This window comes from Brevundimonas sp. Bb-A (assembly GCF_009394735.1).
GTDB lineage: Bacteria > Pseudomonadota > Alphaproteobacteria > Caulobacterales > Caulobacteraceae > Brevundimonas > Brevundimonas aurantiaca.
Genome location: NZ_CP045456.1, coordinates 1306902 through 1332131 on the forward strand (window position 1 = coordinate 1306902; position 25230 = coordinate 1332131).

Below are 25230 nucleotides of genomic sequence, written 5' to 3' on the forward strand. Positions count from 1 at the left end.
CTTCGCTTCGCCGGCCCTGTCAGTTCGGCCGGGCAAGGCGCGCGCGCCAGGCGGGATAGTCCCGCTCCAGCAGCGTCTTCGCCCAGTCGCCATAGTAGTTGTAGCCGGCGCGGCGCTCCCGCTCGATGTCCGCCAGGGCCGGGCGCGGAACGCCGTCGCGGCCGGTGAACAGCGGGCGATTGTCCTCGAGCCCGTAGAAACGGGCCCAGAGCGGGCCTTCGCCCGGCGCCGGCACGACCCGTCGGTCCGCCTGTCCCTCAGCGTCGGTGAAGGACTCGATGCGGATGTCGTAGAGGGCCGTGGCGCGGAACCAGGCCACGGCGCCTTCGACCGCGGCGATCACGTCAGGACCGGGCGGGTCGATCCCCATCAGGAAGCGCACCAGGCCCACGCTTTCCTGCCCCGACAGAGACGCCGGCTCGAACCGGCGGGCGCCGACGGGCGCCAGGGTGACGGGATCGTGCTGGGCGGACCAGACGGTCCGTCGGCCGTCCTGTCGCACCTGGGATTTCAATAGGGCGTCCACGCCGCGCCGCACGGCCTGGGCCGCCTGCTCGCGCCGCGCGCCGTCGACGAAGCCGTAAGGCGGTTTGGTCTGGGCGACCTCGTCCAGCAGGCGCAGCACCCGCACCATGGCGTCGTCATTATAGGTGACCGCGTCGTGATAGCCGCCCCGCAGCGGAGCGTACTGGGGCCATCCGCCGTTCGGATATTGGGCGGCCAGCAGATAGTCGAGACCCCTGTCGAAGGCGGCGCGCGGCGTCGAATCGCCGGCCTCGATCACCCGCGCGAGAAAGGCGAGGGGCAGGGTGGTGGCGTTGTTGTCGATGGTGTTGGTCAGGGCCGGATCCGCATCCGGCGCGGGCGGTGCGAACAGATCCGTGTTCTTGGGCCAGCCGCCTTGGGGCGATTGATGCGCGATGACCTGAAGGGCCAGGCGACGCGCCTCATCCGAGCCGTACCAGCCCGCCGGACGGCTGACGGCCGAAGACCCCCAGACCATGGATGAGGCCGCTGCAACCCGTTGGGACGCGGGCGGCGGGGTCTGGGCGCAGGCGGCGCCCGCGATCGCCGTCAGGCTTAGGATCAGGGTGGCTCTCAGCATGGCGCTTTCCTGGATCGAAGGGCAAAAAAAAGCGGGACGTCGCCGGGGCGACGTCCCTTCAGGGGGCAGGGAGCGTCGGCCCACCTCAGAAGATGAAGCGGGCGCCGACGAAATATTGGCGACCTGTGCTGCCATAGCTGTTGACCAGCGGATCGGCCTGATAGGCCCAGCGCTCGTCCGGCTGGTCCGTCAGATTCAGGGCCTCGGCGGTGATCGTGACGTTGTCGGTCAGTTTGTAGGTGAAGGCGGCGTCCACATTCAGCGTCTCATTGGAGCCGATGAAGTCGTTGATCAGGGGCGAGTCGCACTGGCCCGGATCGCAGCCGCCCGAGGCCAGCGGATAGGTGGTTTGGTAAGCGGCCCGATAGGCGGCCGAAACGCGGGCGCTCCACCGCGGCACCTCATAGAAGACGGTCGCGTTGAAGGATTCCGGCGAGGCGCCCAGGAAGGGGGCCGTTCCGGTCAGGTTCCGCGCGGGATCGAGGATGTATTCCAGCTCGGATTCGATGTTGGTGTAGTTGGCCTGAACCCCGAAACCGTCGAACGGCGCCGGCAGGAAGGTGAAGTTCTGCTGATAGGCGACCTCGAAGCCGGACAGGGTCCCGCCCGGCGCGTCATTGTATTGACGCAGGACGAACGGCAGATCGGCGTCGATATAGGCGCGGCGGCTGTCGGAGGCCAGGTCGGTCAGGTCGTCATAGGCGGCCCGAAGATTGGCGATCTGCTCGCTGCTGAAAACCTCGCTCAGCCTGCCCTCACGCAGCACGACCTGCGGGAAGCTTTCGATTTCCTTGTGGAAATAGGCCACGGACAACAAGGCGTCCTTGGCGAAATACCATTCGACATTGAAGTCGAGGTTGGTGGCTCGGAACGGTTTCAGCTTGGTGTTGCCCAGGCTGATCTGGGCGTTTGAGCCGTCGAACTCGGCCGCCGCCCCAGCGACGCCCACAGGCACCGTGAAGGAGGTGACGCCGGGCTGCAAGGCCATCATCTGCGGGCGCGCCATCACCTTGGCCGCCGCGAAGCGCAGGATCAGGCTGTCGCTGACCTCCCACGCCAGGTTCAGCGAGGGGAGGGTGTCGTTATAGTCGTTGTCGTTGCTGATGGGGCGGCCGCTGGGCGAACGTCCGCGTGAGTCGACGCTGGTCTCGGCTCTCCGCAGACCGGCGTTGCCGCGCAGGGTCCCGGCGAACAGAGGCAGGTTGAAATCCATCTGGCCGTAGTAGGACAGGCTCTCTTCATCGACCCAGAAGGTGTTGACCCCGCCGTTGCGAAGGTCCGACAGACGCCAGTCGCCCCATTCGTTGATGCAGTCGCAGTCGAAGCCGAAGCGGTTCTGGAAGGCTTGAAGATTGGGGGCGAAGAAGGACGTCGGCATGCCGTCAGGCACGTTCAGACCGTCTCCCCAGCTGACCGTCTGGCCCATGTCAGCCACTGTCGTGGCCTGAGCCAGGCCGCTGCGGACCCCCTCCAGCAGGCTGGGGTTCATGGTGTCGCTGACCAGCCGCTCGAACCGCGTATAGTAGAAGTCGAACTTGCGCTTGCCGATGCCGAAACGCAGGGTGACGTAGTCGTTGTAATCCCAGCGGAAGTCGGCCTTGGCCGTCTGATAGCCGTTTTCGGTGACGGTGCGGAAGGCGCGCAGGGCGGAATAGCCCTTCACGAAGTCCCAGTTGTTGGGATCGGCGACGTCGAAGCCGAAGTCGATGAAGGGCATGTCGCCGCCGGCGCGGTCGTCGTAGACGAAGTAGTCGTTTCCTGCGACGCCCTGGCCGGAGTCCAGCCGGATGAAGTCAGCGAGCAGACCCATGTTTTCATTGGTCGACTCGGAATCGCCGACCAACAGGGACATGCTGAACCGGTCGCTGAACTCATGCTCGATATTGATCGAGTTCTGGCGGAACTTGGTCGTATAGGAGCCCTGATCGACGGCCGAGCGCATGTCGACGTTGCCGAGCACCAGATAGTTGGCGTTGGCCCCGGTCTCGCTGAGGCCGGCGTCGATCAGGCGCACCGAGGGGCGGCCGATGAAGGCGCCGCGCATGGCCAGATACTGCGGATGCGCGACATAGCCGACCGAGCCGGGCTGGTTATAGTAGTCGTAGACGTCGAGGTTGTTCGGATTGAAGCTGCCGACGCCGGCTGCCAGAGTCTGGTTCGTGGCGCCCGGCGCCGTGGTGAAGATCGGCGTATTGCCATAGAGGGACTGCCCGCAGTCGATGGCGTCGCGAAACTCGGTCGCGGTCTGGGCGGTGCAGTTGGCGTACACGCTGCGGCGGTTATTGTAGCTGTTGTTGGAGTTGCTGGCGGTCGTCGCGGTCTGATAGCTGAAGGCCGTAGCGGTGCGGTTGCCGTTCGTGTTGTTGCGGTTCAGGCCGACCGGACCGATCTGATAGTTGGTCGAGGTCTGGGTCATCTCCGAATAGAGATTGTCGAAGCTGATCGTGGTCCGCTCCGTCGGCCGCCATTGGCCGGACAGGGTGACCCCCAGGCGATCCTGATCCACCTCGCGGTGATTCAGGGTGGCCAGGGCCGGGATGCGAACCAGAGAGCCGCGGTTCCCCGTTCCGTTGATCAGGGCATAGGCGGCCGGGTTCGAGCCGATCAGATAGTTGCGCGCCTCGGGATTGGTGACGCGCGGCAGGGCCGAGTTGGGCGTGCCGATCGGCAGGGCGAAGCCTTGAGGGTCCCCTGCGGCGTTGGCGCCGGCGTTATTGAACGTCGCGCCGCGATAGGCGTAGTCCATCGAGCCGACCTGGCGGGCGTAGCTGTCGATGACCTGTTTACGCTCATTGTAGGCGACCGAGCCCAAGAGGCCGAACTCGCCGATCTTGCTGGTCCAGCGGTCAGACGCCAACAGGGCCACGCGCGGGCTGTGGTTGCCGCCGTTCTCGTAATAGGCGTCCTGAAGGGTCAGGGCGAGACGGCGTTCGGTGAAGTCGAACGGGCGGCCCGAGATCAGATCGACGGTCGCGCCCAGGGAGCCTTCGTCCGTCTGGGCGTCTGCGGACTTCTGGACCTTCAGGGAGTTGAACAGCTCGGAGGCGAAGGTGTTGAACTGGAAGCCGCGGTCGCGCCGCAGGGCTCCGTCGGCGCTGCTGGCGCCGGAGGTGGACAGGGTCTCCAGCCCGTTCAGCCGGACGCGGGTGAAGTCGCCGCCAAGGCCGCGGACCGAGATCGAATTGCCCTCGCCGTTTTCGCGGTCGATCGAGACGCCGGGAATCCGCTGAAGCGACTCCGCCAGGTTGGCGTCGGGGAAGTCAGCGATGTCTTCGGCGTTGATGACGTCGACGATGGTGTTCGACCGACGCTTTTCGCTCAGGGCGCTGGCGAGAGAGGCGCGGATCCCGGTGACGACGATCTCATCGACGGTCGTAGCCTCCTGATCATCGGCCTGTTGAGCCTGGGCCCAAGTGGGCGCCGCCAGCAGCAGGGCGCCGATCAGAAGCGCCGCCGGGGACGCCGCCGCGCGCAGTTGTCCTGTGGTTTGGTTGTGCATCCGTTCCCTCCGTTGCTGTCGCGCTCCGACCTCTGGCGGGCCGGATGCCGACATCCTCTGTCCCCCTCTTGATGAGGGGATCGTCTTGAATTCGTCCGCCCCGCCGTTGTGAGGCACGACAATGTCACCGGTGTCATATGGTGAAAATGTGGCGAGCGCCAGGGCAAAAATCAGCGTTTGATTGGAAGGGGCCGGGAAAGGACGAGGCGATCACCGCCCATCGACGCCGCCCGGGCGGCTTAGGCGCCGAGCGCGCGGAAGCGGAAATTCCTGAACCGCGCCTCACCTTCTCCGGCGGCGTAGAGGGCCGGACGCAACATCATGAAGCCGCCCCTAACATTCTGATTGTAGCCGGAAACTTCCATGCCCCGATCGAACCGCCGCCAGGTCACGCCGTCGCCGGAGGTGTCGAAATAGAGGTTCTGATAGGCGTTGGTCAGGCGGATGAACATGCGCCGTCCGTGGGGATTGGCCGGGCGGCCACGTTCGATTCCGTATTGGTGGGTGACATAGCGCTGAGCGTCGAACCCCAGACCGGCGTAAAGGGCGCGATCGTAGAACAAAATCAGCCCCGCCACCGCGCCGGGGTCGATCTCGATTTCGCATTCAATTTCATAAGCTTGCTCGCCTTGGACGAAGGTCAGGGGCGAGCAGTCCGCCGGCGCCCTGCCTTTAGCGCGCATATGAAGCACGCCGCTGTCTCGCCGCAGACGGTCCTTTTCGTTCGGCTGCGGATCATAGAAGCTCCATTGAAGGCCGAACTTGTCGGTTGAGAAATCGTCCGACAGGGCCATGCCGTGGGGTACGGCCTGCCCGCCGCGCGGCTTGGGGATCGGCTGCGACAGATCGCCGCCCCTGGCGCGGAACCAGCCGTCGTCGGTCCATTCGATCGGATCCAGCAGGGTCTGGCGGCCCAGGCTCCAATAGGCGTTCTCATAGCCGTGGTAGACCATCCACCAGTCGCCGGCCGGACCTTCGACCAGGGTGGCGTGACCGCGCGACCACCATTTTTCAGCGCCGGAGCGGGTGCGGACGATCGGATTGTGCGGGCAGTCTTCCCACGGGCCATGGATGGACCGGGAACGGGCGGCGATGACCATATGCCCCGTCGGCGGACCCGCGGTGCCGCCGATGGCGGTGATCATGTAAAAATAATCGCCGCGCTTCAGAAGTTTGGGGCCTTCCTGGGCGAAGCCTTCGACGATCCAGTCCTCGGGATAGCGCCAGGCGTCATAGACGCCCTCCTCGACCGGACCATCGACCGCCAGGCCGTCGTCGGTCAGCCGGACTCAGTCGCCGCCGTTCAGGAATAGATAGCGTTTGCCGTCTTCGCCGACGATGTGGCCGGGGTCGATATGGGCCGGCAGCTTCAGGTCGATCGGCGCGCTCCAGGGCCCTTCGATACGATCGGCCCAGATCACGTAGTTCGACCGGTACTCCGGGAAACGGGCGGGGATGTAGCAGTAGAATCGCCCCTCGTGTTTGATCAGCTCGGGCGCCCAGACCGAGCCGATATTGGTGGTGAGGGCCGCAGTGACGGGGCGCCAGTTCACCAGGTCGCGCGAATGCCAGATATGGATGCCCGGCACGGATTCGAACGACGAAAAGGTCATGTAATAGTCGTCGCCGTCCTTCAGGATCGACGGGTCGGGGTGGTCGCCGGACAGGATCGGGTTGAGGAAGGTCCCGTCGCCCAGGTCCGCCATCCGCTGGTTTTCGATCCCGCGACGCCATTTCATGTTCGCCCATTCGCGGCCGAGCGGCGCGGCCTCTTCCAGCGTCTGTGCCAGAACGCTCCGGACCGGCAGGGCGGAGGCGGCGACACCGCCCAGAAGGCCGGTCAGTGCGGCGCGGCGGTCGATGAACCTCATGGGCGTTTCCCTCATCCCTGTTCTGCGGCCAGCTTGTCAGGTTTGTTACCGGTGTCAATTTGCGACCGGAGCCCGACACCCTGACACGATGCAGGAACCGGGCAGGCAGGGTTCGGTTACCTCCTGGTCCCCATTGGATGGAGGTTCGACATGAACAAGGAACAAGAGGCCGAGGCGGCCCTGCCGCCGGGCGTGGCGCGCGGGCGGTCGCTGAACACCCCGTCCGAGGCGCTGCAGGAACGGGCCGGCGGCGTCGGTCCGGGCGGCCAGATCGGCCCTGATCCCAATACGCTGGCGGTTCAGAAGACGCCGCACGACCAGCGCCCCGAAGGCGACCTGCCCCAGGGGCCGATCAGCGGCGATCCCAGCACGCCCGTCCCGACCACCGCCAAGGACGAGGCTGTAGATGATCTGAACGAGGGCTGAGCACGCCCGCCTAGATCGGCGGCTGGGTTCGCAGGAAGGCGGTGGCGCCGACGCCGAAGTAGAGCAGGCCGAAGATCAGGGCCAAGACGAGGAGCAGGATGGCGACGCCGCGCTTGCTCTTCAGGATCGGGGGTTTGGGGGCGCGTCTGGGCATGGGCTGAAAACCGCCTTCAGCGCCGTCCGTTCCGGCCTCAGCCCTCGATCTTCAGCCGTTTTCATACCCGCGCCACCAGGCGGCGAACTTCTCAAGCCCCTCTTTCAGAGGCACCTTTGGCCGATAGCCGATCAGGGCGTTCAGCTTGGAGACGTCCGCATAGGTGGCGGTGACGTCGCCTGGCTGCATGGGGCGCATGATCTTTTCGGCCTCGGCGCCGAGCGCCGCTTCGAGGGTGGAGATCATCTCCATCAGGCCGACCGGCTGGCTGTCGCCGATATTGTAGACCTCATGACCGCCCGGCGCGGGCGGATGATCCAAGACCCCGACGATCCCGTCCACGATGTCGTCGATATAGGTGAAGTCGCGCGCCATGCGCCCTTCGCCATAGACTTCGATCGGTTCGCCGCGCGCGATCTTCCGCGTGAAGCTGAAATAGGCCATGTCCGGCCGACCCCAGGGGCCATAGACGGTGAAGAAGCGCAGACCTGACTGGGGAAAGCCGTACAGTTTGGCGTAGCTCTGGCTCAGCAGTTCGCAGGATCGTTTGGTGGCGGCGTACAAGGAGACCGGCGTCACGGTCGGATCGTCCTCGCGAAAGCCCGAGCCTTCCAGCGGCCGATCGCCATAGACCGAGCTGGACGAGGCGTAGACCAGGTGCTGGACCTCGGCGTGACGGGCCGCCTCCAGGATCGACAGATGTCCCGCCAGATTCGACCGCTCATAGGCGAAGGGATTCTCCAGCGAATAACGAACCCCGGCCTGGGCGGCCAGATGGACGATCCGCTTGATCCCCTGATCCCGCACCAGGGCCAGCACCTGCTCATGTTCGGCGATGTCGGCCCGAACCAGGCGAAAGCCCTCGCGGGCCTGTAGCCGCGCCGCGCGGGCCTCTTTCAGCGCCGGGTCGTAATAGGTGTTGAAGTTGTCGATCCCCACCACCGTCTCGCCGCGCGCCAGCAATCGCTCGGCCGTATGCATGCCGATGAAGCCGGCGGCGCCGGTGACGAGGATCGGCCCTTCGCTCATCCGCGGCCGATCCCGGAGTATTTGAACCCACGCCGCGCCATGTCGTCGGGACGATAGATGTTTCTCAGATCAATCAGCACCGGCTGTTTCATCAGCAGCTTGATCCGGTCCAGATCCAGGGCGCGGAACGGGTCCCATTCCGTCACGATCACCACCGCGTCGGCGCCCTCGACCGCGTCATAGGCGTTGGCCTTCATCTTCACGTCCGGCAGCAGCTTGGCCGCCTCGGGCATGCCTTCGGGGTCGAAGGCCTGGACCTGGGCCCCGGCGGCGATCAGGGCCTGGGCGATGTCCAGGCTTGGGGCGTCGCGCATGTCGTCAGTGTTCGGCTTGAAGGTCAGACCCAGCAGGGCCACCGTCTTGCCAGCGACGGCGGCGCCGAGGGTGGTTTCAACCCGCCCGGCCATGGCCTTCTTGCGCGCGTCATTGACCTCGACCGTGGTCTCGATCAACCGCACCGGTGATTCATATTGCTGGGCCGTGCGGACCAGGGCCAGGGTGTCCTTGGGGAAGCAGGAGCCGCCATAGCCGGGGCCGGCGTGCAGGAATTTCGACCCGATGCGCTTGTCCAGGCCGATGCCGCGCGCGACCTGCTGCACGTCGGCGCCCACCGCCTCGCACAGGTCCGCCATCTCGTTGATGAAGGTGATCTTCATCGCCAGGAAGGCGTTGGCGGCGTATTTGATCAGTTCGGACGTGCGCCGGCCGACGAAGAGCAGCGGACTCTCGTTCAGGTTCAGCGGACGGTACAGTTCGCTCATCACCGCCTTGGCGCGGGCGCCGGCGTCGCCCTCGATGTCGTTGACGCCGATCACCACCCGGTCGGGGCGTTTGAAGTCGCCGATGGCGGCGCCCTCACGCAGGAACTCGGGATTGGAGACCACGACGAAGTCCGCGTTGGGATTGGCCTTGCGGATCACCGCCTCGACCTCGTCTCCGGTGCCGACCGGGACCGTGGACTTGGTGACGATCACGGTGAAGCCGTCGATCAGACCCGCGATTTCCTCAGCCGCCGCATAGACGTAGGACAGGTCCGCATGACCGTCGCCGCGGCGGGTCGGGGTGCCCACGGCGATAAAGACCGCATCGGCCCGGCGGATCGCCTCGGCCCCGTCCAGGGTGAAGAACAGCCGACCTTCCTTGACGTTGGCGGCCACCAGATCATCCAGCCCCGGCTCGAAGATCGGAATCTCGCCGCGTTCCAGACGCTCGATCTTGGAGGGATCCTTGTCGATACAGGTCACGACGTGGCCGAAATCGGCGAAACAGGCCCCAGACACCAGGCCCACATAGCCGGTGCCGATCATCGCGACGCGCATCCTAACATCCTCAAACGAACAGGAGAGACGGCCCTATATCATGTGATCCGGGCGCTGCTGGACTTATTAAGGCCTCTGCGAAAAGACTGTCGCCTAGAGCATGATCGTTTCAGGCGGAACCGCGAAGCGGTTCCTCCTCAACGGATCAGGCTCTAGCGTGAGCCGCCAGACCGGGGCGGGGCGGTCGAGCCGCGAGGCGCAAAGCCGAAGGCCACCCTGCTTTGGGACGGCAAGTCCGTTTCCCCCGCCTTGAACCGGATCAGCAGGTCGGCGGCGACCGCGCTCATCTCGGCGACGGGCTGGATCACCGCCGTCATGTCGGCGAACCGCGCCAGGGGCGTATTGTCGAAACTGACGACCGACAGGTCCGACGGCGTGGAAAGACCGCGCCGCTGGGCGGTGCGGATCGCCGCCAGGGCCATGCGGTCATTGCTGCAGACGACCGCCGTCGGCGGCGACGGCAGATCGAGCAGGGCGTCCACAGCTGCGACACCCGACTCATAGGAGAAGTCGCCGCGTCCGATCAGGGTCTCGTCCAGCCCATGGGGCGAAGCGCTCATCGCGGCGCGATAGCCGGACAGGCGGGCGTCGCTGACTGCGTATTGCGGGCTGCCGGTGACGAAGCCGACGCGCCTATGGCCGAGGGACAGAAGATGATCCGTCGCGTGGGCGGCGGCCTCGGCGTCGTCCATCGATACGGCGAACCCGTCGCCCTCGGCGATCGACGCGATCCGCGCAAAGGGCAGGCCCAACTGGCTGAGCAGGCCGGTGATGGCCGGGTTTTCGCTGTGCGGCGGGGTCAGGATGACGCCGTCGGGGTGAAGAGCGGCGAGGGCGGCGCGCACGGCGCGATCCACATGGTCGGAATGGGTGTCGACCAGTTCGAAGATCATCCGATAGCCGTGCGACTCGCACTTCAGCATGCCGCCCATCAGCATCTGGTCGACCCAGTCGGTGCCCTCGCCGGACTTCCAGCCCTCGATGGTCCGGTCTCGGTCGTTCAGCGCCATCAGCAGATAGGAGCGCGAGCCCCCCATGCGCCGCGCCGCCAGACTGGGTACATAGCCCAGCTTGGCCACGGCCGCCCGCACCCGCTCCTGCACCACGGGCCGCACGTTCGGTTCGTTGTTGATGACCCGCGACACCGTCTGCAGGGAAACGCCCGCCTCGGCGGCGACATGCTTGATGGTGACGGCGCGGCGCAAACTCTGGTTCCTTATCCCCGCCTCATACTGTCAGGCTCGGCGGCGACAAGGCAAGCGCGCCGGCATCAAGCGGGTACGGCGGCCGGGGCGACCGGCGCCAGGTCGACCGGCGGGGCGGGACAGTTGTCCTGCAGAAACTGCTGATGCGACGGCAGGTCCTTGACGAAGGCGTTCAGAATATCGGCGGCCCGGTCCATCTCGGCGGTCAGGCCGGTGAAGTCGATCCGGTCCACCAGCGGCGGATAGGAGCGGGGCGTCACCCCCATGCCGTCCATCACCGCGTACCAGCTGACATTGCGGAACAGGGGGTCCAGCGCCTCGACCAGGCTGCCGTTGGCGCGGAAGACGTCCAGCTTGTGCTGCAACCCCTCGGGCAGGACCATGTCCCGGCATTCCCGCCAGAAGGGCGTGTCGTCCCGCCGCGTCAGGGCATAGTGCAGGATGATGAAGTCGCGGATCTCCTCATAGTCCACGGTCATCCGCCGATTGTATTCGGCCGCCAGTTTCGGATCGCAGTCCAGATCCGGCATCAGCCGGAAGAAGAAGTCCATCCCGCGATAGATCAGATGGATGGCCGTCGATTCCAGCGGCTCGATGAAGCCGCTGGCCAGACCCAGGGACAGGACGTTCCTGTCCCAGATCTTCTCCCGCACCCCGGTCTTGAACGGCACCACCATCGGATTGACCACGGGCCGGCCCTCGACCTGGGCCAGCAGGCGCGCCGTCGCCTCGTCGTCCGACATGTAGCGGCTGCAGAAGACATGGCCGTTGCCGGTCCGGTGCTGCAGCGGGATGCGCCAGCGCCAGCCGCAGTCCTGGGCCTGGGCCAATGTATAGGGTTTGGGCGCCCCGACATTCTCGGTCTGGACCGCGATGGCCCGGTCGCACATCAGCCATTCGGACCAGTCTGTATAGCCGACGCCCAGGGTCTTGCCGATCAGCAGGGCGCGGAAGCCGGTGCAGTCGATGAAGAAGTCCGCCTCGACCGTCTGGCCCGATTTCAGTTTCACGCCGGTGACGAAGCCGTCGGGCCGCGTCATCACATCCTCGACGATGCCTTCGGTCCGCTTCACCCCCCGCGCTTCGGCGAAGTCGCGCAGATAGCGGGCCACCCGCTTCGCATCCACATGGACGGCGTAGGAGGCCCCGCCGATGGGGCTGCGCTGGGCCTTGAACGGCAGCATGAACCTTTCGTGGGCCGCCATCCGCGCCGCAGAGGCGAAGTCCATCAGCGGGCGCTGATAGCCGTTCATCCGCGCCTTCAGCCAGACCGGATAGAAGTCGCTGACGTCCACCGGCACGCCGATGGCGCCGAACGGGTGGAAATAGCTTTCGCCCTTCTCGGTCCAGTCGTCGAACTGGATGCCCAGTTTGAAGCTGGCCTGGGTCTGCTGGATGAAGTCCTGCTCGTTGATCCCCAGCCGCTTCAGCATTTCCAGGAAGGGGGGCACGGTGGATTCGCCGACCCCGATCGTGCCGATGTCGTCGGACTCGACCAGTTCGACCTGGGCCATCCGGCCCTTGAAATGCTCGGCCATCAGGGCGGCGGCGATCCAGCCGGCGGTCCCGCCGCCGACGATGCAGATCTTCTTCAGGGGGCGGCGGGGCTGGTCCATCTGGGGTCTCATGCGGCGGAGGCGGCGGGATCGAGTCCGGCCAGGAATTGGGCGTGATCGGGGGTCCGGGCGACGAAGTCGGCGATATTGGTCCGCATCTCGGACAGGCTGCGCGCCAGATAGGCGGGGTCCATGGCGTCGACGGCGGGGTCGTAATGGTCGGGATACAGGCCGAACCCGTCATAGATGGCCAGCCAGCTGGCCGGGTGGAACATCTCCCACCGATAGCGGACGAACTGACCCCGCGCGGTCCACAGGGCGAGCTTGCGCTCCAGGGTCTCCGGGACGGCCATCTCGCGGCAGTCGCGCCAGAAGTCAGTGTCGGTCCGCCGGTTCAGCTTGTAATGCAGGATGATGAAGTCCCGGACCCGCTCCATCTCCCGCGCGGTCTGATCATTGAATTCGTCCAGGATCGGCTGGGCGAAGCGACGGTCGGGGAACAGGGCCTTCAGCCGCTCGATGCCCGTCTCGATCAGGGCGATGCTGGTGCTTTCCAGCGGCTCCAGAAAGCCGGACGACAGGCCGATGGCGACGCAGTTCTTGGCCCAGGCCTGCGACCGCCGGCCGGGGCGGAAGGGAATGCGCCGCGGCTCGGTCAGCGCATCGCCCAGCAGATGGGGCATCAGCTCGGCCAGGGCCTGATCGTCGCTCAGATGGGCGCTGGAAAACACCAGGCCGTTGCCGGCCCTGTGGCGCAGCGGAATCCCCCATTGCCATCCGGCCGACCGGGCGGTGACGCAGGTGAAGGGGGCGGGGGCGTCGTCCGGCCGGTTCTGGCTCTGCACCGCATAGGCGGCGTCGCAAGGCAGCCAGCGGCTCCAGTCCTCGAACCCGACGCCCAAAGCCTCGCCGATCACCAGGCCCTTGAAACCCGAACAGTCGACGAACAGATCGCCCTCGACCTCGCGCCCGTCGTCCAGCGTCAGGGCGCGCACGAAACCGTCCTCGGGCCGCAGTTCGACCGAGCGGATGCGGGCGTCGATCCGGGCGCAGCCCCCGGCCTCGGCATAGGCGCGCAGATGTTGTGCGAACAGGCCGGCGTCCAGATGAAGCGCCCAGTCGAACACCGACAGCTGGGACGGCGGATTAGGCGAGGGCTGGATGAACTTGTTCCCGGCGGCCAGGGACGCGCCCAAGGAATAGGCCGCCAGCGGCGCGGGGTCGCCCGCGCGCTTCTGCTTCAGCCAGTAATGATGAAAACCGATCCCCTTCACGTCCTGCCCGTACAGGCCGAAGGGATGGATGAAGTCCGAGCCCGGCCCGGACCAGTCGATGAAACGAATACCCAGTTTGCAGGTCGCCTGGGTGGCGCGCATCACGTCCTCGTCGTGCAGACCCAGCTGGCCATAAAAGCGACGGATGGTGGGAATGGTCGCCTCGCCCACGCCGATCGTGCCGATGTCGGAGGACTCGACCACGGTGATCTTCAGCGGTGTGCTGCGGAAATGCTGGACCAGGGCCGCAGCCGTCATCCAGCCGGCGGTGCCGCCGCCGACGATGACGACGGAACGGATGCGAGGATCGTCGATCTCATCCATGGCCTGATCCCAATACGCGAAAAAAGAGGCCGGCGACACGAATGCCGCCGGCCAGTCTGCTCAGGAAGAGATCAGAAGCGAGCGCGCACGCCGATGGTGTAGCGCGGCTCGAACTCGTTGCGGCTCTGGAACTGTTCCGCACCCGGCTTGAACTCGAGGTAGTACTCCTCGATTTCGCCCAGGACGTTCGATCCGTTGGCGTAAACCGTGACCATGTCGTTGACGTCATAGGTCACGTTCACATCCACGTATTGCGACGTATCCTGATAGATCGGGATGCTGCCGAACGTGCTGTTGAGGCGCGGCGTGCGATAGTTCCAGGCGACCCGCGCCTGAAGCTTGTCGCCCTGGTACCAGACGGCGGCGTTCAGCGAGTGTTTCGAGTTGTCCTGGAACGGCAGTTCGTCCCCGTTCAGGGCCGTCGAGTTGGAGGAGCTGTCCGAGAAGGTGTAGCTGCCGTCGAAGCCGAAATCGGACCAGATGGGCGTGTCGATGAAATCCGACAGACCGATCTTGGCGCCTATTTCGATGCCTTGAAGCTGGCCGCCGTCGCCTTGTACCGGACGGTTGACGTCCACCAGCCTGCGGATGACGCCATCGCCGTCCGCATATGACCCGCTCTGGGGGACGGTGGCGCGGGTGACGAAGCTATCGATGTTCAGGCGGAAGGCCGCGATGTTGAACATCGTCGCCGGGCCGTAATAGTACTCCAGCGCCAGATCGAAGTTATCCGAACGCCAAGGGTCAAGGTCCGGGCTTCCGGACAGGGTGGCCCCGGTCACCCGACGAACGCCGACGGGCGGAGCGGTCGGATCGGCGGGCGTCGGACCTTGGGAGTCCGCCGTCGATATGGTGACGCCGCCGCCGTAGTTGCCCAGATCCAGCGGGATCATGGTTTTGGCGTAGGCGGCCCGCAGACGCAGCTTGTCGCTGAAGTCGTAGGCCAGGTTCACCGACGGCAGCCAGTCCGTGTAGCTGCGGCTCGAAATCGTGTCGCCGACATCGTTGTTCGTGTCGCCATAGGCGCGCACGTCGCCGGTCTGATTTTGACGGACCCGAAGCTCGGTCCGGACCATCCGCACGCCCACGTCGCCGTGCAGGGCGCCGAACTCGACGGCGCCGTTCAGATAGGCGCTGTCCTCATACAGATCGACGTCATAGGAGTTGCCGGGAATGATGACGTCATAGGCGTTGCCGAAGACCCGTTGCTGGAAGGCGCGGGGGTCGTCGAAATCGCGCGGATCAGCCACCCACACCCCCGGAATGCCCGAGGCGACCGAGCCGAAGTCGGTCAGGAAGTAGGTATTGTTGTTTTCGCGCAGCAGCGTGGGGCGGTTGACGGTATAGCCCTGGAAGCAGGTGGGGGCGTTGGCCACCGTGCCGGCCGTACAGCTGCTGGGCGTGGTCGCAACCGCCAAGGCCGGATTGAACCCGGGGTTAGTCACGAACTCGCCAGACTGGCACTGCGGATTGTCCATCACGACGTCGATGGCCTTCCACTGGGCCGAGCAGCCCGCTTGGTTGCCGGCGCCGGCATTGGCGTAGAAGTCCGAGAACAGATGGAAGTTGGTGATCTCCACCTCGCGACCGCTGTGGCGAACCCCGGCGTCGACGCGGGTTAGGAAGCCGAAAGCAGGGCGCTCTTGGAACTCATACGAGCCGTCGAAACGGACAACGGTCAGATCCGAGTTGTTGCGCTGGTTGCCTTCGGATGAATAGGCCCCGACCGTATAGGAATCGAGGTTCGACATATATTGGCTCAGCGGCACATTGCCCAAGCCGCCGACGATGTTGTTTTCGAACCCGCTCCAGGCCAGTTTCGAACCGCCGGTATCGATATGCAGTTGCGGGTCCGCCCCATAACCGAAGGGGTTGGGCGTGATGTAGCGACCGCCTTGGCTGCCGACGACGTTGTTGGAATAGCGTGAGGCCGGATACAGGGCGGCGATCGAGGCGGGGTAGAAGGTGCCGCGGGTGCGGTCCGCCGCTTGGCGGAACAGGGTGAAGGCGCGGTCCGATCCGTACTCCCAGTTGGACAGGTCGCCCTGGACCTGACCGTTCATGCTCAGCAGCGAGGCCTCGGCCTTGATCGCCCGCGCATTGAAGGTGAAGGGACCGCCCTTGTCGTAGTCCAGCTCCAGGTTGAAGTTCTTGGACTCATTGTTGGTGACGCGGTTGACGGTGAAGGAGTTCACCCACCAGGCGTCCAGATCATATTCCTCGACGTCGAGCCAACCCAGGCCCGTGTCGGTCGACTCGGTCGGGGTGGTCCACCCCAGCCCGCTCCAGCGGTTGGAGACGTTCAGGCCGGCGGCGCGATTGTACTCGTCCTGTTTGGTGTAGAAGGCCTCGGCCGTCAGACGAATGCCGTCTTCGATGTCGAACTGGAAGGCGGCGTTCAGACCGACCCGTTCGCGCTCGACCACGCGGTTGAACATTTCGTAGCCGTGGGGCGCCAGCCAAGCGTTGCCCGAACCGCCCCAGTCGTTGCTGCCGAACAGGCTGCCGGCGGTGCCCGCGTAGTTATTGCCCAGGTTCGAATTGCTGAGCACGCCCGAGACCATGACGCCCATGCGGTCGCCGCGCCAGTTCAGCAGGCCGTTGATCAGGTAGTCGTCCTGACGAGTGCGTTCGCCCGTCTGGTATTCGGCGGCGCCGGTGACGGTCGTTCCGTAGCTGAAGTCCATCGGACGACGGGTGCGCAGATCGATGGTGCCGGAGATGCCGGACAGGGCGTTCGTCACGTCCTGCGACTTGAATACGACGATCGAGCTCATCAGCTGCGACGGCACGTCGTTCAGGTTCGGCTGGGCGCTGCCCAGGTTGCCGGGGCTCAGATATTGTTCGCCGTTCAGCAGGGTCACAACCTGCGGCAGGCCGCGGATGTTGACGGTGGAGCCCTCACCTGCGGTGCGGCGGATCTGGATGCCGGCGATGCGTTGCAGGGCATCGGCCACGGTGACGTCAGGCAGTTTGCCGATGTCTTCCGCCGAAATCGCATCGACCAAAGCGGTCTCATTGCGCTTGACGTTGATCGACTGGGTCTGCGACGCGCGGATGCCGGTCACGACGATTTCGCCGACCTCGGTCGGCTCCTGCGTCGCCGCCGGTTCAGCGGTCTGGGCCCCCGTCTGGGCGTAGGCCGGCGCGACCAGCGCCGAACTCGCCAGCAAGGCCGCAACCATGGGCCTCTTGTGGATTCTCATCTCTTTCTCCCTCCTCGGTGGCGCCGCGTTTTGTTGTGCGGCATTGGTTCAAGGTTTGATGGTCGACCCTGAAAGCGTGGTCGTCGCGCTCAACCCCGGCTCGGCGGCGTCGCGGGCGACGGTGATGCGGTAATCGCCCGGCGTGATGCGCCAGCCGGGCAGGGCGGTGTCGTATTCGGCCAGGATGCGGGGCTCGGCCGTCAGGGTGACGCGGCGCGTCTCGCCCGGCGCCAGGTTCACCCGCGCAAAGGCGGCCAGACGGCGGGGCCGATCGCCCGAAGCGACATAGAGTTGCGCAACCTCGGCGCCGGCCCGCGCGCCGGTATTGGTCACATCGACGCTGACGCTGAGCTGGTCTGCGCTGGACGCCGCCAGGTTGGAATAGGCGAAGCTTGTGTAGCTGAGGCCGTATCCGAACGGGAACAGGGGCGTCTTGCCTTCGCGTTCGTACCAGCGGTAACCGACGTCCGAGCCTTCGGCATAGTCCACCGCGAAACCCTGGATTTCGCCGGCCTGGGGTGCGCCGGGATTGGCGGCGGCTGCGGCCTCGGCGCTCTTCAGCGCCTCGAGGCCCGGCGGCGTCGGGCGCGGCGCCTGATCCGCCGAGGCGGGGAAGGTGATCGGCAGACGGCCCGACGGATTGACCTCGCCGAACAGGATGCGGGCGACGGCCTCGCCGCCGCGCTGGCCGGGATACCAGGCCTGGATCACCGCCGGGGTCTTCTCCAGCCAGGGCATCAGCACCGGCCCGCCGGTCTCCAGCACCACTACGGTCTTGTCGTTGGCGGCGGCGACCGCCTCGATCAGGGCGTCCTGTCCGTCGGGCAGGGACAGGGTCTCGACGTCCTGGGCCTCGGTGGTCCACTGGGTCGCAAAGACGACGGCGACGTCCGCCGCTCGCGCCGCAGCAGCCGCAGCCGCCGGATCCTTGCCGTCGACATAGGTCACGGTCGCCTCCGGCGCGATCGCCCGAATGGCGTTCAGCGGTGAGGACGCATGCCAAGTGATCCGCGCGAACGAGGCTGCGGCCCCCGAGGTCAGGGGAATCTCGACCGGCGCCCCGCCGACCGACCGCACCTGGGACGATCCGCCGCCCGACAGGACGCCGACGTCGGCATGGCCGCCGATCAGCACGATCCGCTTCGCCGTCCTGGCCAGGGGCAGGACCCCGCCGTCGTTCTTCAGCAGCACGATTCCGGCCTCGGCCGCGCGCTGGGCGACCTCGGCGTTGCGGGCGTAGTCGATCGGCTGTTCGGTCGTCACCACGGGCGCGTCCAGCACCCCGGTCCGGATCAGGCCGACCAGCAGGCGGCGCACCATGTCGTCCAGCCGCGCCTGTGGGATCCGTCCGGCTTCCAGAGCCTCCCGGAAGGGCGCGTCGAAATAAAGCGCCCGGTCCAGCTCCTGACCCGAGGCTTGGTCCAGCCCCGCCAGGGCCGCCTTCTCGGTCGAATGGACCGCGCCCCAGTCCGACATGACCCAGCCGTCATAGGCCCAGTCGCGCTTCAGCACCTGGTTCAGCAGGACGTCGTTCTCGCAGGCCCAGTCGCCGTTGACCTTGTTGTAGGCGCACATGACCGAGCCGGGGTTCCCCCGCTCTATGGCGATCTGGAAGGCCAAGAGGTCGCTTTCGCGCAGGGACGCCTCGTCCAGCCGCGCATCCATGATCATCCGCCCCGTCTCTTGCGCGTTGAAGGCGAAATGTTTGATGGTCGAAACGATCCTGTTCGACTGGACGCCGCGGATATGCTCCCCGGCCATGACCCCGGCCAGCAGAGGATCCTCGCCCAGATATTCGAAATTCCGTCCGGCCCACGGATCGCGCGTCAGGTTCACCCCGCCGGCCAGCAGGATGTTGAACCGCTTGGCCCGCGCCTCCGAGCCGATCATGGCCCCGCCGGCGTAGGCGATCTCGGGATCGAAGGTGGCGGCGGTCGCCAGGCTGGAGGGCAGGGCGGTGGCGACGTCGCCCTTGCGCTGCTCGACCTGGTTGGCGACGCCCAGGCTGGCGTCGCTTTCGCGCAGATTGGGTATGCCCAGGCGGGGAATTCCCGGGATGTGGCCGGCCGAGGGAATCATGTCGGCGACTGGGGCGCCCGGCGTCCGCGCCGCCATGGGCGGGAAATAGCCGTGGATCAGCTGAAGCTTTTCGTCCTGCGTCATTCGCGCCAGCAGGGCGTCGGCGCGCGATTGGGCGGCGGCCGTCTCCGTCTGGGGCGCAGACTGCGCCGGCTGCGCGAGTGCGCCGGCGGGCGTCACGCCCACGGCGAAGGCCAGGGCGAGACGGCTGATCATCAAGGACTTGGAAAACTTCAAGAGACGCCCCGAACCGATTGCGCGACGGCGACCGCCGTCAGGACAAGAGTTGGGATGCGCCGCACAGGATCGATGATGGCGGCGGGCAGCCGACAGCATCGCCTGCTGTCGCAGGCTTTTCGATCCTGTTTGCGGATAGCGTCTTCGACGCCGAGGTTCGACGACCTGGAGAGGCCGTCAACTTTCCGCTCCCTGTGCGGAGACTCTTCGGCCCCTCGCATGAACAGGTAAGCATGGATTGAGAGCGTTCACAACACGAAACGGCCATGATCGAACGTGGTTATGACACCCCCAGTTCACATGTCGTTTCAGGGCCCTTCTGCGGATGGGGCGACGGGCGCGCAAAAAGAGAGGGCCGGCGCGCTGGGACGCCGGCCCTCCCTCTACTCAGACCCGCAGGGCGTTCAGAGCACCCCGATCATCGAGGCCACCAGCGGGTGGCGGACGATGTCGCGTTCGGCCAGACGCACCACGGCGATGTTGTCGACCGCCTCCAGCCGGGCGGAAATATCCGCCAGGCCGGACACGCCGGGCAGCAGGTCCGACTGGTGGGGGTCGCCCGTGACCACCATGGTCGAATGCCAGCCGAGGCGCGTCAGCAGCATCTTCAGCTGCACATAGGTGCAGTTCTGGGCCTCATCGACGACGATGAAGGCGTTGTTCAGGGTGCGGCCGCGCATGTAGCCGATGGGGGCGATTTCGATCAGGCCCTCGGCCATCAGGGCCTTGACCCGTTTCATCGACAGCCGGTCCGACAGGGCGTCGTAGAGCGGGCGCAGATAGGGGGCCAGCTTGTCCTCCATGTCGCCCGGCAGGAAGCCGATCGATTCGCCGGCCTCGACGGCGGGGCGGCTCAGGACGATGCGGCCGACCTTGCCGGCCTCAAGCGCCTCGACCGCCTTGGCGACGGCGAGATAGGTCTTGCCGGTCCCTGCCGGTCCCAGGGCCATGACCAGATTGTGCGCGTCGATGGCCGCCATCAGTTCGTGCTGACCGTCCGACTTGGGCTTCAGCGTCTTCAGATAGCCCTGGTCCCGGTCGTCATTGTTGGGATAGGGCGACCAGCCTGACCGTTCGTTGTGGGGGGCGTGCAGGCGCCGCACCTTTGATTCCTCCATGAACTCTCGCGAATCCAGGAGTCCGTTTTCACGGGACTGACGCTTCATTGCCGCACGCTTGGTCATGGACGCCTCCAGGGCATGAAAAAAGGCGGACCCACACGGGTTCCGCCTTGGCTGGTCTTGGGGAGGAAGGGGTCACGGCCTGCGCCGCGGCGACCACCGGGATCAACGGCCGGGCCGTCCGAAACGGGATGGGCCCGTTCCCGAACAACCGAACCAGGATCCCAACGCGCCAAGCGAAAGCCCCGACAATTGACCGGATCGGGCTTGATCCGGCTTCGGATCCGGGGCCGAAATGGCGACCCTCGAATCGCATCAACAGTTAGATGCTATCGTGGTTAGAAATCTGTTAAAGCCCTCAATTTTCGAAGATTAGGCGGCATTCTGATGACCATTTACGCATTAGGCGACAGCAAACCTCAGTTTCCGCCGCAGGGCGAATACTGGGTGGCGCCGAACGCATCCGTAATTGGAAACGTGATTCTGCACGTCAACGCCAGCGTCTGGTTCGGGGCGGTGCTGCGCGGCGACAATGAGCCGATCACCGTGGGCCCCGACACCAATATTCAGGACGGCAGCGTCCTGCACACCGACATGGGCTCGCCCCTGACCCTGGGGCGGGGCGTCACCGTCGGGCATAAGGCCATGCTGCACGGCTGCGAAGTCGGGGACTACAGTCTGATCGGGATTGGGGCGGTGGTGCTGAACGGGGTGAAGATCGGCCGCAACTGCATCATCGGCGCCAACGCCCTGCTGACCGAGGGCAAGGTAATCCCCGACAACAGTCTGGTGGTGGGCCAGCCGGGCAAGGTGGTGCGCGACCGCGATCCCGCCCAGATCGCCGTGCTTCAGATGTCGGCGGAGCACTATGTGCAGAACTGGAAGCGGTTTGCGGCGGAGTTGCGCCCGCTCTAATCTCGCTCATCCCGGCTTTCGCCGTGATGAGTGGACATCAGGAAGCCAGAACCGCCCGCGCCGCCGCCGCATCGGCGTCGATCTGAGCCTTCAATGCTTCCAACCCCTCGAAGCTTTCTTCGCCGCGCAGCCAGGCGATCAGGTCGGTCTCGAGGGTCTGGCCGTAAAGGTCGCCGTCGAAGTCGAACAGCCAGACCTCCAAGAGCGGGGTCTCCAGCGCATACATGGGCCGCACGCCCAGGCTGGCGACGCCGTCAACCAGCCGGCCGTCAGGCAGGCGGCTGCGGGTCGCATAGACGCCGTAGGCCGGACGCATGTAGTCGCCCAAGGCGATATTGGCGGTCGGCACGCCGATGGTGCGCCCGCGCTTGTCGCCGTGGATCACCTCGCCCTGGATGGCGAAGGGGCGGCCCAGTATGGCGGCGGCCCGGTCCATGTCTCCGGCCTTAAGGGCCTCGCGCACGGCGCTGGACGACAGTTTCAGCCCGTCGGCGTCGTCCAGGCGTTCGGCCACCGAGACCGTGAAGCCCAGCCGCTCGCCATAGGCCCGCAGCGCCTCGGGCGAGCCGGACCGCCCCTTGCCGAAGGTGAAGTCGAAGCCGACGGCGGCGTGTCGCACGCCCAGACCCTGGGCCAGCACCTGTTCGGCGAAGTCGGCGTCGCTCATGCCCGCCATCTCGCCGTCGAACGGCAGCAGATAAAGGATGTCGACTCCCAGGGGCGCCAGAGCCCGCGCCATCTGGTCGGCGGTCATCAGGCGAAAGGGCGCGGCCTCGGGCTGGAACCAGCGGCGCGGATGGGGATCGAAACTGACCACGCCCAGCGGGGCGCCCAGCCGTTCGGCGGCGGCCTTGGCCCCTGCAATGACCGCCTGGTGCCCGCGATGCACGCCGTCGAAGGCGCCGACCGCAACCGCCGCACCCTTCAGGGCGCCGGGCAGGTCGCGCCATTCGCGCCAAATACGCGCAATCTGCATCAGCGCTGGGACGGTTTGCGCCGGCGCGGAACGCGAACCACGGCGATCCCGTCCATGATCATCGTCTCGCCGACGAAGCCTTCGCAGCTCAGCTTGACCCGCGCGCTCTCGGCCTCGACCTCGATCACGGTGATCCGGATACGGACCACATCGTCGATCCGCACCGGCTGATGGAAGGCCAGGGTCTGGGAGATGTAGATCGACCCCGCCCCCGGCAGGATGGTGCCGACCACGGCCGAGCCGAAGGAGGCGCTGAGCAGGCCGTGGGCGATGCGACCGCGGTAGGCGGTCTTGGAGGCGAAGGCCTCGTCCAGATGCACCGGGTTGAAATCGTCGGACGCCTCGGCGAACAGCCGAATCCGGTCCTCCGTCGCCACGACGATTTTTTCGGCCGCCATGCCGATGTGAAGCTCGTCCAGGATGTAGCCGCCGGACGGATGTTGCTGAACCAATTCGACCATGGATCAGGCTTTAGCGGCGGTGCGACAAAATGGCGAGCCTTACCAGGCCAGTTCGAGCGCGGCGTAGCGCGCATATGTTGTTTCAGCCTTCAGAAGTTCGCCGGCGCGGGCGGAATCGAGGCTTCCGTTCTCGCCCCTGGCCTGGTCGCCGTGGATCCCTTGCGCGATGAACAGGCAGTCCAGGCCTTGCGCATTGGCCCCCATGACGTCGGTCACGACCCCGTCGCCGATGCACAGGACGCGCGACCGGTCCACGGGCCGTCCCAGCAGACGTTCCGCCTCTCTCAAGGCCAGGTCGTAGATGGGGCCGAAAGGCTTTCCGGCCATGACGACCCGGCCGCCCAAAGCCTCATAGAGGTCGGCCAAGGCCCCGCCGCAATAGATCAGCTGATCGCCGCGCTGGACCACCCGATCCGGATTGGCGCAGATCAGCTCCAGATCCCGCGCCGCGCCGACAGCCAGTCGTTCACGATAGTCCTCCGGCGTCTCGACCGTGTCATCGACCGGCCCGGTGACGGAGATGAAGGCGGCGTACTCGGCGCTGTCGGTCCGAGCCAGGTTCAGACCGGCGTACAGGGGAGCGTCGCGTTCGGGCCCGACGATCCACGCCGGGCCGGGGGCGCGCTTGGCCAGTTCGGCGCGGGTCGCGTCGCCCGAGGTGACGAAGGCCTTCCACGCCTCACGCGGCACGCCCAGCCCGTCCAACTGGGCGACGACATCCGAGGCCGGGCGCGGCGAGTTGGAGATCAGCACCACATGGCCGCCCTGGGCGTTGAACCGGGTGAGGGCCTCGCACGGACCCGCCCAGCTCTCTCGTCCATTGTGGATCACCCCCCAGACGTCGCACAGCAGGATGTCGTAGTCGCCGGCGACGGCTTCGAGATGGGGCAGGGCGTGGGGGAGGGTCATGGGCGCTGAGTAGCTGCTCCGACGGGCTGACGAAAGTCTCCTCCCCATGAAATGGGGAGGGGGACCGCAAAGCGGTGGAGCGGCTCTTGACGCCGCTTAAGCGCCTGGGCTGCGAAAAGCACCCCTCCGTCACGGCGCGGAAGGCGCGCCGCGCCACCTCCCCATGTCATGGGGAGGAGACAGATATGGAGCGATCAGCTGAACCGACGCCGCTGCTCAGCGCTGCGCAGGGTGGAGCGCAGGAATTCGGCCGGAGGGTCGGTTTCGGCCAGCACCTGTTCCTTGATGGCGCGGGGCTCGCCGAACAGATGGCCCTGGCCCATGGCAACGTCCAGTTCGAGGATGTCGACGACCTGACGTTCCGCCTCGACCTTTTCAGCGATCACCTCGACGCCGTAGCGGCGGGTCAAGGCGGCGAAATCCGCCGCCTGAATGTCGGGCATGGAGCGCAAGGGCGCGCCGCCGTCCAGGTCCAGCAGCTGCTCGATCAGCAGATCGGCCGCCACCTTGATGAACTTCACGTCCGAACGCTGCAGATCGGCGAAGTCCAGGTCCAGGGTCTGGACCTTGTCCAGCGAAAAGCGGAAGCCCAGGTCCGCCAGCTTGGCCATGTTGCGAGCCTCGACCGCGCCGCGCGCGTCGAAGGTCGCCTGGCCCAGTTCGAAGATCAGGGCCTGGTTCAGGTCGCGGTTCTCGTTCAGGAAGTCCAGGAAGCGCGGGAAGAAGGTCTCATCGCCCAAGGAGGTCAGGGCGACGTTGCAGAAGACCCCAACCTTACGGTCCTGGCGCGACAGCCGGCGCACGATCTGGGCGCAGCGGAACAGCAGCAGATTGTCGATCGCCGGCACCAGGCCTTCGCCCTCCGCCAGGGACAGATACTCCGCCGGCATCATCACCCGGTCGCTGGCGTCGCGCAGGCGGGTGAAGCTCTCATAGAAGAGGGTGCGGCGTTGCGGCAGGGAGACGACGGGCTGAAGATACAGATCGACCCGCCCCTGGCTCAGCGCCTCGTGGATGGTCCGCAGCAGAACGTTGGACTGGGCCTGGCGGCGGCCTTCGAAGGTCTCGACGCCCAGACTGGGCGCGCTGGCCAGACGCTGGTCGATGCTGTCGCTCATCTGCTGGACCAGGGTCTCCAGCATCCGAACCTCGCCGGTCAGGGCGTCGGTGTCCGACAGGGCGCCGCTTTCAATGGCCTGGGCCAGTTCGGTCAGGGCGCCCTGCGTCGATTCCATCGCATCGGCCAGCAGCCGATGCGCCTCGCGCACCTGGTCGATTTCCTTCTTCAGAGCGCGGCGCGCCGCCATGCCGGTGACGATGCCGTGGAAGGCGCCCAACAGGCCCAGCGCCCCGATCGCCCCCGCCACGCCTGCGCCGGCGCCCAAACCCGCACGCCACAGGAAGGCCCCCACGGTCATGCCGAGGAACAGATAGGCGAAGTAGAGAAAGCCCGTGGTCAGGTTGCGCATCGGCTGGCGGTGGCCACTCCCGGATGGAATCGCCTGAGTATCAGGCTATCAATGGCGTTCGGCTAGAGCCGGGGTGCAAATAACCCGGCGAAACT

General features: G+C 66.1%; 17 protein-coding genes and 1 pseudogene. 2 read left to right on the plus strand and 16 right to left on the minus strand.

Annotated elements, in window-relative coordinates:
- Window positions 1-19 precede the first annotated feature (19 nt).
- From pelA to BSP_RS06465, 3 genes and pseudogenes are all read right to left on the minus strand, one after another.
- Entirely contained in the window at window positions 20-1105 is a 1086-nt protein-coding gene (pelA, locus tag BSP_RS06455; RefSeq protein ID WP_227976063.1) for a pectate lyase, read from the minus strand.
- Window positions 1106-1190: 85 nt separating this feature from the next.
- Window positions 1191-4604, minus strand: coding sequence for a TonB-dependent receptor domain-containing protein (locus BSP_RS06460; RefSeq protein WP_152949689.1), 3414 nt, complete (start codon window positions 4602-4604; stop codon window positions 1191-1193).
- Window positions 4605-4843: 239 nt separating this feature from the next.
- Window positions 4844-6475: pseudogene (locus tag BSP_RS06465) on the minus strand (family 43 glycosylhydrolase).
- Window positions 6476-6625: 150 nt separating this feature from the next.
- On the opposite strand from BSP_RS06465, the gene BSP_RS06470 reads away from it, so the two are divergent.
- The gene (locus BSP_RS06470; RefSeq protein WP_152949690.1) at window positions 6626-6901 is read left to right on the plus strand and encodes a hypothetical protein; all 276 of its coding nucleotides are present in this window, start codon (window positions 6626-6628) and stop codon (window positions 6899-6901) included.
- A gap of 10 nt (window positions 6902-6911) precedes the next feature.
- On the opposite strand, the gene BSP_RS06475 is transcribed toward BSP_RS06470, so the two are convergent.
- From BSP_RS06475 to BSP_RS06515, 9 genes are all read right to left on the minus strand, one after another.
- Entirely contained in the window at window positions 6912-7055 is a 144-nt protein-coding gene (locus tag BSP_RS06475; protein ID WP_152949691.1) for a hypothetical protein, read from the minus strand.
- Between the two features lie 51 nt (window positions 7056-7106).
- A complete protein-coding gene (locus BSP_RS06480) occupies window positions 7107-8084 on the minus strand; it encodes an NAD-dependent epimerase/dehydratase family protein (RefSeq protein ID WP_152949692.1) in 978 nt (325 codons plus the stop codon).
- Window positions 8081-9403 carry a UDP-glucose/GDP-mannose dehydrogenase family protein gene (locus BSP_RS06485; RefSeq protein ID WP_054764984.1) on the minus strand — a complete coding sequence of 441 codons (1323 nt, stop codon included), beginning with the start codon at window positions 9401-9403 and terminating at the stop codon, window positions 8081-8083. Before BSP_RS06485 ends, BSP_RS06480 begins: the two co-directional genes overlap by 4 nt.
- Before the next feature lie 152 nt (window positions 9404-9555).
- Window positions 9556-10608, minus strand: a complete 1053-nt coding sequence (locus BSP_RS06490; RefSeq protein WP_221233667.1) for a LacI family DNA-binding transcriptional regulator — start codon at window positions 10606-10608, stop codon at window positions 9556-9558.
- 65 nt (window positions 10609-10673) lie between these two features.
- On the minus strand, window positions 10674-12224 hold the full coding sequence (locus BSP_RS06495; protein WP_152949694.1) for a tryptophan halogenase family protein: 1551 nt from the start codon (window positions 12222-12224) through the stop codon (window positions 10674-10676).
- An 8-nt stretch (window positions 12225-12232) separates the two neighbouring features.
- A complete protein-coding gene (locus BSP_RS06500; protein ID WP_152949695.1) occupies window positions 12233-13762 on the minus strand; it encodes a tryptophan halogenase family protein in 1530 nt (509 codons plus the stop codon).
- 71 nt (window positions 13763-13833) lie between these two features.
- Window positions 13834-16968 (minus strand): TonB-dependent receptor, encoded by a 3135-nt coding sequence (locus BSP_RS06505; protein WP_227976064.1) that lies wholly within the window; start codon window positions 16966-16968, stop codon window positions 13834-13836.
- Between the two features lie 48 nt (window positions 16969-17016).
- Window positions 17017-19263: a beta-glucosidase gene (locus BSP_RS06510; RefSeq protein ID WP_054766856.1), complete on the minus strand. Its 2247-nt coding sequence runs from the start codon at window positions 19261-19263 to the stop codon at window positions 17017-17019.
- 425 nt (window positions 19264-19688) lie between these two features.
- On the minus strand, window positions 19689-20480 hold the full coding sequence (locus BSP_RS06515) for a PhoH family protein (protein ID WP_152949696.1): 792 nt from the start codon (window positions 20478-20480) through the stop codon (window positions 19689-19691).
- A gap of 312 nt (window positions 20481-20792) precedes the next feature.
- On the opposite strand from BSP_RS06515, the gene BSP_RS06520 reads away from it, so the two are divergent.
- The gene (locus tag BSP_RS06520) at window positions 20793-21320 is read left to right on the plus strand and encodes a gamma carbonic anhydrase family protein (RefSeq protein ID WP_152949697.1); all 528 of its coding nucleotides are present in this window, start codon (window positions 20793-20795) and stop codon (window positions 21318-21320) included.
- Window positions 21321-21357: 37 nt separating this feature from the next.
- Here the strand turns inward: BSP_RS06520 and BSP_RS06525 are convergent, their stop codons facing one another.
- From BSP_RS06525 to BSP_RS06540, 4 genes are all read right to left on the minus strand, one after another.
- The gene (locus tag BSP_RS06525; protein ID WP_152949698.1) at window positions 21358-22296 is read right to left on the minus strand and encodes a bifunctional riboflavin kinase/FAD synthetase; all 939 of its coding nucleotides are present in this window, start codon (window positions 22294-22296) and stop codon (window positions 21358-21360) included.
- Window positions 22296-22757, minus strand: a complete 462-nt coding sequence (locus BSP_RS06530) for a MaoC family dehydratase (RefSeq protein WP_152949699.1) — start codon at window positions 22755-22757, stop codon at window positions 22296-22298. Before BSP_RS06530 ends, BSP_RS06525 begins: the two co-directional genes overlap by 1 nt.
- A gap of 39 nt (window positions 22758-22796) precedes the next feature.
- Entirely contained in the window at window positions 22797-23666 is an 870-nt protein-coding gene (locus BSP_RS06535) for a TIGR01459 family HAD-type hydrolase (protein WP_152949700.1), read from the minus strand.
- Window positions 23667-23860: 194 nt separating this feature from the next.
- Entirely contained in the window at window positions 23861-25135 is a 1275-nt protein-coding gene (locus BSP_RS06540; protein ID WP_152949701.1) for an EAL domain-containing protein, read from the minus strand.
- Window positions 25136-25230 lie beyond the last annotated feature (95 nt).